Raw genomic sequence first — 12,640 nt, 5'->3', positions numbered from 1 at the left:
GCCGGGGTGGCGGCGGGCTCGCGGGCGCGTCACCGGTGACCGCGGTCGAGGTGCCGGCCCGGTCGGCGGGGGCCGCAGGCGCTGCTGCGCGGGAGACGGCGCGAGAGGCGACAGTGCGGTCGTCGACGGAGGGGGCGGAGGTCATCACCTCGACGGTAGGCACGCCCTCGCCGGCACCGCGCGCCGAGACGGCCCGGGCGACGCGTCGTGCACGGGGCCTTCACACGAGGTCCGGAACCGTGGCCCGGGACCTCCACGCCCCCGGACCCGGCCGGGAGCGACCGGTCAGGCGGAGAACCCGGTGGTCGGCCGACCCGTCGCGCGCGCCCGCAGGCGCTCGCCCTTGGCGTCCGCCTGCGCTCGGAGGCCGTCCTGGAACCGCGCCATCGCGTCACGCAGCCGCGCCGCGTCGTCGTCGGCGCCGGCCGCGAGGATGCGCACCGCGAGCAGCCCCGCGTTGCGCGCGCCGCCGACGGACACGGTCGCGACGGGGACGCCCGCGGGCATCTGGACGATCGACAGGAGCGAGTCGAGACCGTCGAGATGCGCGAGCGGCACGGGGACCCCGACGACGGGCAGCGTCGTCACCGACGCGAGCATGCCCGGCAGGTGGGCCGCTCCCCCGGCACCCGCGACGACCACGCGCAGCCCGCGCGCGGCGGCGGTCCGGCCGTAGTCGACCATCTTGTCCGGCTGGCGGTGGGCCGACACCACGTCGACCTCGTACGGCACGCCGAACTCGTCGAGCGCGAGCGCGGCGGCCTCCATGACGGGCCAGTCCGAGTCCGAGCCCATCACGATGCCGACCAAGGGCTGCGTCGTGGTCACGGTGTCTCCGTCCGTGCGGTCCGCGGCGCGCGCCGGGACGAGGGGGTGGGGTCGTCAGGGCCGCTCGCCGCGCAGGAGCGCGGCGGCGTCCCGGGCTCGGCGACGCACCTCGTCGAGGTCGTCGCCGCTGACGTTCACGTGTCCGAGCTTGCGGCCCGGGCGGACCTGCTTGCCGTACAGGTGGACCTTCGCCTGCGGGTCCGCCGCGGCGACGTCGTCGAGCGCGTCGGTCAGCTCGTCGAGCGCGCTGCCCAGCACGTTCGCCATCACGGTCCAGGGCGCGCGGGCGGACGTGTCGCCCAGCGGCAGGTCGAGGACCGCGCGCAGGTGCTGCTCGAACTGGCTGGTGACCGCGCCGTCGATCGTCCAGTGGCCCGAGTTGTGCGGGCGCATCGCGAGCTCGTTGACGAGCACCGTCGGGACGCCGTCGTGCCCGGCGACCTCGAACAGCTCGACCGCGAGGACGCCCACGACGTCGAGCCCTTCGGCGACGCGCACCGCGACGTCGAGCGCCTGGTCGCGGGTCGCGGGGTGCAGGTCGGGTGCGGGCGCCACGACCTCGGCGCACACGCCGTCGCGCTGCACGGACTCGACCACGGGCCAGGTGCGGACCTCGCCGCTCGGCCGCCGCGCCACGAGGACCGCGAGCTCGCGGGTGAAGGGAACCTTCTCCTCCGCGATGAGGGCCGCGCCCGAGCCGTCGGCCGCAGCCGCGAGCCAGTCGGCGGCCTCGGCGGCCGACCGGACCACCCGCACGCCCTTGCCGTCGTAGCCGCCGCGCGTGGTCTTCACGACCGCCTGGTCGCCGTTCGCGGCGAGGAAGTCGCGCAGGTCGTCGGCGTCCGCGACCGGTGCCCAGCGCGGGCACGGCACACCGAGCGCGGTGAGGCGGCGCCGCATGACGGCCTTGTCCTGCGCGTGCCGCAGGGCGCCCGCGGCCGGCCGGACCGCGACACCCGCGTCGGCGAGCCGCTCGAGCAGGTCGTTCGGCACGTGCTCGTGCTCGAACGTCAGCGCGGTCGCGCCGTCGACGATGCCCTCGATCGCCGCCGCGTCGGACGCCGCCCCGACGGGCGCGTCGACCACGACCTGCGCGGCGGACGACGACGCGTCCTCCACGAGGACGCGCAGGTGGACGCCGAGCGCCGTCGCCGCCGGCGCCATCATCCGTGCGAGCTGACCGCCGCCGACCACCGCCACCACAGGAGCTGCCACGGGCGTCGAGCCTAACCGAGCGGACGTCGCTCCCTGCGCGGCGTCCACCGCGCACGTCGAATCGCTTCAGCGCGGACCGCCGGCGCCTTCACCCTGCCGGTTCCCAGGTGGCCCCGCTATTCTCGCGGCAGCCCAGGCGAGGAGACCACCACCGTGAGTGCCACCGACGAGCGCCGCCTCGCGGACGTGCCGCGCACGTCCGGCACGCGGCCGCAGCCAGCGCTCCGCCTCGCGGCGCTGCGCGCGCGTGGTCTCGAGGTCGCCCGGTTCCTGTCCGTCGGCGGCGTCGCGTTCGTCGTGGACATCGGCGTCTTCAACCTGCTCCGGTTCGGTCCCGGCGAGCTGCTCGAGGCGAAGCCGATCACCGCGAAGATCGTCTCGATGGCGCTCGCGACCGTCGTCTCCTGGCTCGGCAACCGCTACTGGACCTTCGCGTCGCACCGCACCGAGCGGCACGGTCGCGAGCTCGTCGTGTACGGCGCGATCAACCTGGTCGGGGCGGCCGTGCCGATCCTCACGCTCGCGTTCTCGCACTACGTGCTGCAGCTCGACACCCCGCTGGCCGACAACGTGGCGACCGTGGTCGGCATCGCCGTCGGGACCGTCCTGCGGTACGTCGGGTACAAGCGCTGGGTGTTCACGGGGCACCGCACCGCCGCCTGAGCCCGGGCTGATCGGCCGTCAGGGCACGTCGGCCTGGATGAGGACGCCGTCGCCCCACGCCGTCAGCACGCCGTCGCTCGCGGGCGCGAACGCCGCCTGACCCCGCGTCAGCACCATCGGCTCGCCGTCCTGCGCGCGCACCTCGACCTCGCCCTCGAGGCACAGGAGCACGCGTGGCCCCCGCCCCGGGATCCGCGTCGCGCCCTCGTCGGTCAGCCGGGTGACGGAGAGCTCGAAGTCGTCGACGGGTGCGTAGAAGATCTCCGTCGACGTGAACACGCGCTCCGGGGCGATGCGGATGGGCGGCGCCGCGACCGCGTCGAGGTTGGCGAGCAGCTCGGGGAGGTCGATGTGCTTCGCCGTCAAGCCTGCGCGCAGCACGTTGTCCGAGTTGGCCATGATCTCGACACCGACGCCGTGCAGGTAGGCGTGCACCGACCCCGCAGGCACGAACAGCGCGTCGCCCGGGTGGAGCGTCACCGGGTTGAGCAGCACGGACGTGACCGCGCCCGCGTCGCCGGGGTACGCCGCGGCGAGGCGCATGACCGTGCGGTCCGTGCGCGGGCTCGGGGACCCGTCGGCCAGCCGCTGCGCGCACGCGTCGGCGAACTTGCGCACGTCGTCCTCGGCCGGACGCGTGTCCGGTGACATCAGCCACTGGAACGCCCGGCGCACCGCGCCCGGCGTCGGGTCGGACACGAGCAGCGCGTGCAGGTCCGCCGCGAGCGGCGCGTCGAGCCCCGCGAGCAGCTCGGCGACGCGACGCGACGCGCGGAAGCCGACCATCGCGTCGAAACGCGTGAGCGCGTAGACGAGCTCGGGCTTGTGGTTGCGGTCCCGGTAGTTGCGCTCGGCCGCGTCGAGGGGAACGCCTGCCGCGTCCTCCGCCGCGTACCCGGCACGCGCACGGTCGCGGCTCGGGTGCACCTGCAGCGACAGCGGCGACTCGGCCGCGATGACCTTGAGCAGGTACGGCAGCTCGCCGTTGAACCGCGCCCGCACGTCCTCGCCGAGCGTCGCCGTCGGGTCCGCCGCGACCAGCCGGTCGAGCGGGACGTCATCCTCGTCCTCGTGCACCACGGCCGGGGCGCTCGGGTGGGCGCCGAACCACGCCTCGGCCACCGGGCGGCCGTCCGGCACGACGCACAGCAGGTCCGGGATCGCCGTCGTCGACCCCCAGGCGTAGTGCTGCGTCGCGGGCGAGATGCGGCGCACGGCTCCCCTTCCTCTGCGCGGACGTCGGCGGCGCGTGGCGTCAGGCCCGCACCTTGCACGGCAGGTTACGGGACCACGGCGCCGATCCAGGCGACAAGTGCGGGCGAAACCGACTTTTCGCCCGGTCGGCTCAGGCGGCGTGACGCGGGCGGGTCAGCGCCGGCGACGGTCGGGTCGCGCCGACACCACGGCGCCGAGCGGCAGGACCACGTCCGGGCGCATGGACGCGGGCACCCCGGACAGGAAGAGCGCGAAGACCGCCGGACGGCGCTGCGCGAGCTCGAGGCGGCCGCCGTCGGCGCTGGCGAGGTCGCGTGCGAGCGCGAGGCCGAGCCCTGTTCCCGCACCCGACGTGACCTCACGCTCGAAGATCCGGCCCGCGAGCTCGTCGGGCACGCCCGTGCCCTCGTCGGCGACCTCGACCACGACCGCCCCCGACGGCCCGCCCGTGCGCGACCGCACCGTCGTGGTCCCCGCCCCGTGCTTGAGGGAGTTCTCGATGAGCGTCGCGAGCACCTGCGCGAGCGCGCCGGGCGTCGCGAGCACCTGGGTCTGCGGGTCGACCTCGACGACCAGGCGCCGGCCCGCGGCGGCGAACGTCGGCGCCCACTCCTCCTCCTGCTGGTGCACGACGTCGACGAGCGGCACGGCCTCGGTCGTGCCGCCCTGCGCGCGGCGCGAGCTCGTGAGCAGGTCGTCGACAACCCGCACGAGGCGCTCGACCTGCTCGAGCGAGATGCGGGCCTCCTCGCGCACCTGCGGGTCGTCGGTCGCGAGCGTGATCTCCTCGAGCCGCATGGACAGCGCGGTGAGCGGCGTGCGCAGCTGGTGGGACGCGTCGGACGCGAACTGCCGCTCGGCGGCCAGGCGCCCCGCCATGCGGTCGGCGGACCGGGCGAGCTCGGCCGCGACGAGGTCGATCTCCTCGACGCCCGACGGTTCGAGGCGCGGCCGGACCTGCCCCGACCCGAGCTGCTCGGCCGACGCCGCGAGGTAGACGAGGGGTGCGGCGAGCCTGTTCGCCTGCCAGATCGCCATCGCGATGCCCGCCGCGAAGGCCACGACCGCCGCGACGACGACGAGCGCGATGACGCGGGCGCTCACCCAGAAGACGTCCCAGAACGAGACCGACAGCACGACCACGGCGTGCGAGTCCGTCGTGGTCTCGAGCGTGAGCGCGCGGCCCTCGACCGGGGTGCCCGCCTCGTAGATCTCGCCGTCGGTCGTGCGGACGACGACGTTCGCGGGGATCTCGTCGACCCGGCCCGCCGCGGGCTCGAGCATGCGGTCGGTGTAGGCGATGCCGGAGTCGGCGCGGAAGTCGACGGTCTCGGCCGCCGAGTCCAGCCGTGCCTCGAGCCGGCGCAGCTCGTTCTCACGGACGAGCTGCGCGCCGAGGAACGCGAGCGGGAAGCCCAGCAGGACGACCGCGACGGTGACCGCCGCGATCGTCGCCTGGAGGACGCGACGGCGCACGCGTCAGACCCGCTCGCCCGCGCCCGTCTCGAACCGGAAGCCCATGCCGCGCACCGTCGTGACGTAGCGCGGGGCGCCCGCGTCGTCGCCGAGCTTGCGACGCAGCCACGAGACGTGCATGTCGAGCGTCTTGGTCGAGCCCGTCGGGTCGGAGCCCCACACCTCCCGCATGAGGGTCTCACGCGCGACGACGGTCCCCGCGGCGGCGACGAGCACGCGCAGCAGGTCGAACTCCTTGGCCGTCAGGTGCAGCTCGCGCTCGCCCTGGAACGCGCGGTGCGCCGCGACGTCGACGCGCACGTTCTGCGCGTGCAGCTCGTCCTCGTCCGCGGGGTCGCCCACGCTGCGACGCAGGAGTGCCCGCACGCGGGCGAGCAGCTCCGCGAGCCGGAAAGGCTTGGTGACGTAGTCGTCGGCACCCGCGTCGAGCCCGACGACGAGGTCGACCTCGTCGGCGCGCGCGGTGAGCACGAGGACGGGGGTCGTGAGGCCCTGGTTGCGGATCGCGCGTGCGACGTCGAGCCCGTCCATGTCGGGCAGCCCGAGGTCGAGCACGACGAGGTCGGCCGACGAGGCACCGTCGATCGCACCTTGACCCGTGCCTTGCACGCGCACGTCGTAACCTTCACGCCCGAGGGCGCGGGCCAAAGGCTCGGCAATCGCGGGATCGTCCTCCGCCAGCAGCACCTGGGTCATCGCCCCATGCTAGGTCACGGGACGGTCTGGTCCGCCAGTGCCCACGCGATGTCGGTCGAGGTCGGCGCGGCGCGCACCTCCGGACGCACGTCGGCGGCGGCCGGGTCCTCCCGCAGTCGTGCGGTGGGCCGACCGGGGTCCGACCGCGGGTGCACGACGCACGGCGGCGGCCCGCCTAGGCTCGTCGCGTGAGCTGGTGGGACCGGGTGCTGCGCTGGGAGGACTCCCACCGGTTCGTCGTCGACCTGCTCGGCACGCTCGTCGTGCTGCTGTTCGGCCTCACGCTCAACGTCAACTTCCTCGACGGCTCGTCGGCGCGCGCGGTGCCCGACCTGCTGGTGGCGTTCCTCCTCATCGCGCCGCTGGCCTGGCGACGCGTCCGGCCCGCGGCGTCCGCCGCGACCGTCTACTCGGTCGCGCTGCTGCAGATGCTGTTCGTCACGCCGCTCATGATCCCCGCCGACTTCGCGGTGCTCGTGGCGCTCTACTCGGTGACCGTGCACGGCCCGCGCTGGGCGCACCGCGTCGCGATGGTGGGCGCGATCGTGGGCGGCGTGCTGCTGCCGATCACGCTCGTGACCTGGTGGAACCCGCCGTCGGCGGTCGCGACGACGATCTTCGTGTGGTCCGTCGCCGCGGCCGTGTGGGCGTTCGGCCTCGCACGCCGCTCGCGGCGCGAGACGCTCGAGGCGCTCGTGGACCGTGCGACCCGGCTCGAGCGCGAGCGCGACCAGCAGGCCCAGATCGCGACCGCCGCCGAGCGTGCGCGCATCGCGCGCGAGATGCACGACATCGTCGCCCACTCGCTCACCGTCATGATCGCGCAGGCCGACGGGGGCCGGTACGCCGCGAGCGCCGACCCGGCCGCCGCGACGCGCGCACTCGGCACGATCGGCGAGACCGGACGTGCGGCGCTCACCGACATGCGGCGCCTCCTGGGCGTGCTGCGCGAGGGACCACCCACGCCCACCGGGAGCATCCCGGTCGTCGCCCCGCCCGCCGGGACCGCAGCCGCGCTCGGCACGGCGCCCCCCGCGGGCGGCGGACCCGCCGGTCCCACGCCTCCTGGTCCCGCCGTCACGCCGCAGCCGTCCGTCGAGGACGTCCCGCACCTGGTCGAGCAGGTGCGCGCGAGCGGCCTGCGCGTGTCGCTCGTGCGCACCGGGACCCCGCGCCACCTCCCTCCCGGCGTCGGGCTCACGGCGTTCCGCATCACCCAGGAGGCGCTCACGAACGTGCTCAAGCACGCAGGCCCCGACCCGTCCGTCACGGTCGTGATGTCGTGGCGCCCCGACGCGCTCGCGCTCGAGGTCTCCGACGACGGGCGGGGCGCGTCCGCGGGGTCGGACGGGCTCGGCCACGGCCTGCTCGGCATGCGCGAGCGTGCCGCGCTGTTCGGCGGCACCGTGACCGCCGGGCCGCGGCCCGGCGGCGGTTACCGTGTGCGCGCGGAGCTGCCCACCGGCCCGGCCGTCGCGGCGCCGCCCTCCACGACGAGCACGCTCGACGCTCCCCCGCCCGCCGCCTCCTCCCGACAGGACGACCGATGACCGAGACCCCGACGCCCCCGGTGCGCGTCGCGCTCGTCGACGACCAGCAGCTCGTGCGCGCGGGCTTCCGCATGGTGATCGACTCCCAGCCCGACCTCGAGGTCGTCCTCGAGGCCGGTGACGGCGCACAGGCCGTGCAGGCGCTCACGCGCGCGACGGGTCAGGTCGACGTCGTGCTGATGGACGTCCGGATGCCCACCATGGACGGGCTCACCGCGACCGCGCACCTCACGGCGGGTGCGTCCGAGACGGTGCCCGCGCCGCGCGTCATCGTGCTCACGACGTTCGACCTCGACGAGTACGTGCTCGCCGCGATCCGCGCGGGCGCCAGCGGCTTCCTGCTCAAGGACGCGCCGCCCGAGGAGATGCTCGCCGCGATCCGGACCGTGCACCGCGGTGACGCGGTCATCGCGCCGTCGAGCACGCGCCGCCTGCTCGAGCACCTCGTCACCGTCCTGCCGCCGGACCGGCCGGGCGCGCCGAGCGACCCCGCCCGCGCGGCCGTGGCCGAGCTCACCGACCGCGAGCGCGAGGTCCTCGTCCTCATGGCCAAGGGCCGCTCCAACACCGAGATCGGGCAGGACCTGTTCGTCGCCGAGGCGACCGTCAAGACGCACGTGGGGCGGATCCTCGCGAAGCTCGGCGCGCGCGACCGCGTGCAGGCCGTCGTCATCGCCTACGAGACGGAGCTCGTCCGCCCCGGCGAGTGACGTCCGCCCCGGCGGGCGTCGGGGCTGCTCCGGCGGTCGCACCGCACCGTCCCGGGCGTCAGCCCCAGGGCGTACGACGCCGGCCCGCGGTCGCGACCCGGGCCCGACGCGGGTGCCGCACCGGCCGACCTACCGTCGAGGTGTCGTCGACCGACGTCGCCCGCCACAGCCCCGAGGAGCCCTTGTCGTGGACACGACCGTGTACGTACCGTCCGGACCCGCCTCCGGTCCCGACCCCCGGCGCGAGGACGCGGTCGCGTCCCGGGCGCGCGGTCTGACGAAGGTGTACGGCCAGGGCGCCGCCGCGGTGCGCGCGCTCGACGGCGTCGACGTCGACTTCGCCGCGGGGGCCTTCACCGCGATCATGGGCCCGTCCGGGTCGGGCAAGTCGACGCTCATGCACCTGCTGGCGGGGCTCGACCAGGCCACGTCGGGCGAGGCGATGCTCGGCACGACCCGCCTGTCGGGGCTCGACGACGGTGCGCTCACGCGGCTGCGCCGCGACCGCGTCGGGTTCGTGTTCCAGTCGTTCAACCTGCTGCCGATGTTCACGGCGGAGCAGAACGTCCTGCTGCCGCTCGAGCTCGCGGGGCAGAAGCCCGACCCGGCGTGGCTCGACACCCTCGTCGACACCCTCGGCCTGCGGCAGCGGCTCACGCACCGCCCGAGCGAGCTGTCCGGCGGGCAGCAGCAGCGCGTCGCGATCGCCCGCGCGCTCATCGCCAAGCCCGAGGTCGTGTTCGCCGACGAGCCCACCGGCAACCTCGACTCGCGCTCCGGGGCCGAGGTGCTGAGCTTCCTGCGTCGCTCGGTCCGCGAGCTCGGCCGCACCGTCATCATGGTCACGCACGACCCGACCGCCGCCGCGTACGCCGACCGCGTGGTCCTGCTGGCCGACGGGCGCATCGCGGGCGACATCGTCGACCCGACGCCCGACGCCGTCCTCGCCGGGCTCGACGCGCTGCGCACCCTCGAGACGTCGACCGGCTCGGCGGTGAGCGCCTGATGCTGCGCCTCACCCTCGCGCAGATGCGGCGCAGCGTCGGCCGGCTCACGGCCGCCGCCGTCGCGATCGCGATCGGCACCGCGTTCCTCGCCGCGACGCTCGTCGCCGGGAACGTCCTGCAGCGCACCGGGTACGACTCGGTGACCGCGCAGTTCGGCGACGCGGACCTCGTCGTGACGTCCGGGGCCGCGGTCCAGGACCTCGACACCGTCCGCGACGTGCCCGGCGTCGTCGCGGCCGACCCGCTCCTGCTCGGCGGTGCCGAGCTGTCGAACGGCGCGCGCACCACCTACCAGATGCTGCTCGCGCAGCCCGGCGACGAGCGGCTCGCGTCGGTCGTCGCCCAGACCGGCCGCGTCCCCGCGGCCGCGGGCGAGGTCGCGCTGCCCGCGACGACGCTCGACCGGCTCGACGCGGCCGTCGGCGACACCCTCGAGGTCCGGTGGTCGTCGCCGTCCGACGACGGCGAGTGGACCGAGCACGAGGGCGACGTGACCGTCGTCGGCCTCGCCGACGACCCCGCGGGTGCCTGGTCGGCCTACGGCGGCGCGGGCCTCGCGACGACGCCCGACGTGCTCGAGTGGTCGGGCGAGGCCGCGCAGGACAGCGTGCCCGCGCAGCTCCTCGTCGTGACCGACGGCTCGTCCCAGGTCCAGGCCGACGTCACGACGGCGCTCGACGACGCCGACGTCCTCACCAAGCGCGAGGCCGCCGAGGCCGCGGTCGAGCAGATCACCGGCTCCGGCAACGCGCTCGTCATGGTCGTGCTCGGCTTCGCGGCGGTCGCGCTGCTCGTCGCCGCGCTCGTCATCGCGAACACCTTCCAGGTCCTCGTCGCGCAGCGTGCCCGCACGCTCGCGCTGCTGCGGTGCGTGGGCGCCGTCAAGCGTCAGCTGCGCCTGTCGGTGCTGTTCGAGGCGACGGTCCTCGGGGTCGCCGCGTCGATCGGTGGCGTCGTCCTGGGCCTCGGGCTCGCGCAGGTCGCGCTCGCGGTCCTGGCCCGGGCGGACACCGGCACGCCGCTGCCGTCGACGATCGCGGTGACGCCGACGGTCGTGCTCGTGCCGCTCCTCGTCGGCACGCTGGTCACCGCCGTCGCGTCGCTCGTCCCGGCCCGTGAGGCGACGCGCGTGTCCCCGGTCGCGGCCCTGCGCCCGGTCGACGCACCGTCGGTGTCGGCGCGCGGGGGGCGCGTCCGGCTCGCGCTGTCCCTGCTGCTCGTGCTCGGCGGCGCCGCAGGTCTGCTGGTCGCGGTCGCCGCGAGCGCCGCGCAGGTCGGCGAGCCCGTCCTGCTGCTCGGGCTCGGCGTCCTCGGCGGGGCGCTGTCCTTCGTCGGCGTACTGCTGGGTGCCGTCTTCTGGATCCCGCGGGTCGTCTCTCTCGCGGGCCGCGCGCTCGCGACGACCGGCACGAGCGCGCGGCTCGCCGCCGCGAACACGCTGCGCAACCCGCGACGCACCGCGACGACCAGCACCGCGCTGCTCATCGGCGTCACGCTCGTCGTGCTCATGAGCACGGGCGCGGCGAGCGCACGCCGCTCGATCACCGCCGGGCTCGAGGACCACTACCCCGTCGACGTCGCGGTCAGCGCGGTCGGCGGCGCGGGTGACGAGTCCGTCCCGGCGTCCGTCGCCGCGGAGGTCGCCGACGTCCCCGGTGTCGAGCAGGTCGTCGAGGTGCCCACCGCGTCCGTCGTCCTGGGTGACGGGACCTTCGTCGTGCTGCGGGCCCCCGACCCGGCCGAGGCCGCCGCGGTGCTGCGCGACGCCGACGCGCTCGACCGGCTCGAGGACGGGACGGTCGTCCTGCCGGCCGCGCGCGAGGACACGGTGACCGAGGGTGACACGACGGTCGAGGCCGTCGGCACCGACGGCGAGCCGACGGGCGAGTCGGCCACGCTGCGCGCCGTGCACTCGTCGCTCGGCGGCGTCGACGCCGTCGTCACGCCCGCGACGCTGCGCGGGCTGGTCGGCGAGGCGCCCGTGCAGACGCTGTGGGTGCGGCTCGATCCCGACGTCGACGCCGCGACGACCGCGCTCGCGATCAACGACGCGGTGTCGTCCGACGCGGTGCTCGTCGAGAGCGCCGGTGCCGAGCGCCAGCAGTACGAGAACCTCATCGACGACCTGCTCGCGGTCGTCGTCGGGCTGCTGGGCGTCGCGGTCGTCATCGCGGTCGTCGGGGTCGCGAACACGCTGTCCCTGTCCGTGATCGAGCGGCGGCGCGAGTCGGCGACGCTGCGCGCGATCGGCATGTCGCGGCGCCAGCTGCGGTGGATGCTCGCCTACGAGGGGATGCTCATCGCCGGCATGGGCGCGGTGCTCGGCACGCTGCTGGGGCTGCTGTACGGCTGGGCCGGGGCCGCGATCATCCTGGCCGGGATGGGCGAGATGCAGCTCGCGCTGCCGTGGGACGACCTGCTCATGGTCCTGGCCGTGGCGCTCGCCGCCGGGCTGCTCGCGTCCGTGCTCCCCGGCCGGTCCGCGGCCCGGACGTCACCCGTGGCGGCGCTGGCCGTCGACTGACGATCGGCGAGCCGACCGGCGGGCCTGTGGGTGGTGGCGACGTCCACACCTCCCACGGGTCCGCCGGTCTCGGCACGCCCGCCCACGGCAGCCTCCCCGGGTGCGCCTCCTCACCGTCCACCCCGACCCGGCGCGCGGCCCTGCGCCGTGCACCACGGAGGTCGACGTCGACCCCGGCACCACGATCGGCGCGCTCCGGCCGCACCTCGCCCGGCTCACCGGCTGGTCCGGCTGGGCCGGCAGCGCCGTCCGGCTGGCCGTCGACGACGCGGTGCTCGACGAGACGCACCCCGTCGGCCAGCACCCGCTCCTCCCGGGTGCCGTGCTGCGCGCCGGTCCCGGGCAGCCGCCGCCCGAGCGCCTCGCCGTCCAGGCGCGGCGGCATGTGGCCGTCGTCGCCGGACCCGCCGGCGGTGCGCTCGTCGCCGTCCCCGACGACGGTGTCGTGACGCTCGGCGCCGACGGCGGGCCCGCACCCGGCGACCTCCGCGGCCGGGGTGGCCTCGGGACGGGTCACCCCGGCGGGGGCGACGCCGGCGTCGGTGTTCCCGCGGCGGCTGTCGCTCGGGCGGGTGCGATCGAGGTCCGCGGGCACGGACGTCGCGTCCACGTCCGGGTGACTGCGTCGTCGACCTCTCGCCGCGCGCCGGTCACCGGGCCGCGGCGGACCTCCGACGAGCAGCGCACGGCTGTCACGGGCCGGCCCACGCCGCCCGGCCAGGGGCGCGCGGAAGCGGCCGGCGCACGGCCGGGCGG

At 75.8% G+C, this 12,640-nt stretch carries 10 protein-coding genes and 1 pseudogene; 6 read left to right on the top strand and 5 right to left on the bottom strand.

Translation table 11 applies throughout. The features are described from left to right. Nucleotides 1–285: 285 nt before the first annotated feature. Together purE and CTKZ_RS00995 are read right to left on the bottom strand one after the other, a co-directional pair. Complete coding sequence (gene purE, locus CTKZ_RS01000; protein WP_124341179.1) at nucleotides 286–795, bottom strand: 5-(carboxyamino)imidazole ribonucleotide mutase; 510 nt, start codon at nucleotides 793–795, stop codon at nucleotides 286–288. 87 nt (nucleotides 796–882) lie between these two features. Beyond that, on the bottom strand, nucleotides 883–2,043 hold the full coding sequence (locus CTKZ_RS00995) for a 5-(carboxyamino)imidazole ribonucleotide synthase (RefSeq protein ID WP_124341177.1): 1,161 nt from the start codon (nucleotides 2,041–2,043) through the stop codon (nucleotides 883–885). A gap of 153 nt (nucleotides 2,044–2,196) precedes the next feature. Between CTKZ_RS00995 and CTKZ_RS00990 the strand changes: the two genes are divergently transcribed. Then, nucleotides 2,197–2,706 carry a GtrA family protein gene (locus CTKZ_RS00990; protein ID WP_124341176.1) on the top strand — a complete coding sequence of 170 codons (510 nt, stop codon included), beginning with the start codon at nucleotides 2,197–2,199 and terminating at the stop codon, nucleotides 2,704–2,706. 18 nt (nucleotides 2,707–2,724) lie between these two features. Here CTKZ_RS00990 and manA read toward each other — a convergent pair whose 3' ends face one another. The 3 genes from manA to CTKZ_RS00975 form a co-directional block, all read right to left on the bottom strand. Further along, nucleotides 2,725–3,921, bottom strand: a complete 1,197-nt coding sequence (gene manA, locus CTKZ_RS00985) for a mannose-6-phosphate isomerase, class I (protein WP_124341175.1) — start codon at nucleotides 3,919–3,921, stop codon at nucleotides 2,725–2,727. Nucleotides 3,922–4,074: 153 nt separating this feature from the next. Next, nucleotides 4,075–5,397, bottom strand: a complete 1,323-nt coding sequence (locus CTKZ_RS00980; RefSeq protein ID WP_124341174.1) for a sensor histidine kinase — start codon at nucleotides 5,395–5,397, stop codon at nucleotides 4,075–4,077. Nucleotides 5,398–5,400: 3 nt separating this feature from the next. After that, entirely contained in the window at nucleotides 5,401–6,093 is a 693-nt protein-coding gene (locus tag CTKZ_RS00975) for a response regulator transcription factor (protein WP_124341173.1), read from the bottom strand. A gap of 188 nt (nucleotides 6,094–6,281) precedes the next feature. On the opposite strand from CTKZ_RS00975, the gene CTKZ_RS00970 reads away from it, so the two are divergent. The 5 genes and pseudogenes from CTKZ_RS00970 to CTKZ_RS00950 all read left to right on the top strand — a co-directional run. Then, complete coding sequence (locus CTKZ_RS00970; protein ID WP_124341172.1) at nucleotides 6,282–7,643, top strand: sensor histidine kinase; 1,362 nt, start codon at nucleotides 6,282–6,284, stop codon at nucleotides 7,641–7,643. Then, complete coding sequence (locus CTKZ_RS00965) at nucleotides 7,640–8,353, top strand: response regulator (RefSeq protein ID WP_124341171.1); 714 nt, start codon at nucleotides 7,640–7,642, stop codon at nucleotides 8,351–8,353. The genes CTKZ_RS00970 and CTKZ_RS00965 overlap by 4 nt, the downstream gene beginning before the upstream one ends. A 187-nt stretch (nucleotides 8,354–8,540) precedes the next feature. Then, the gene (locus CTKZ_RS00960) at nucleotides 8,541–9,359 is read left to right on the top strand and encodes an ABC transporter ATP-binding protein (RefSeq protein WP_371852296.1); all 819 of its coding nucleotides are present in this window, start codon (nucleotides 8,541–8,543) and stop codon (nucleotides 9,357–9,359) included. Continuing rightward, complete coding sequence (locus CTKZ_RS00955) at nucleotides 9,359–11,884, top strand: FtsX-like permease family protein (protein WP_124341170.1); 2,526 nt, start codon at nucleotides 9,359–9,361, stop codon at nucleotides 11,882–11,884. The genes CTKZ_RS00960 and CTKZ_RS00955 overlap by 1 nt, the downstream gene beginning before the upstream one ends. 100 nt (nucleotides 11,885–11,984) lie before the next feature. After that, a pseudogene (locus CTKZ_RS00950) lies at nucleotides 11,985–12,640 on the top strand (hypothetical protein); the annotation flags it as partial.

Origin of the sequence: Cellulomonas algicola (assembly GCF_003851725.1) — a bacterium.
GTDB classification, from domain to species: domain Bacteria; phylum Actinomycetota; class Actinomycetes; order Actinomycetales; family Cellulomonadaceae; genus Cellulomonas; species Cellulomonas algicola.
Note: the sequence above shows the minus strand (reverse complement) of the source record. Positions and strands in the feature narration are given on the sequence as shown.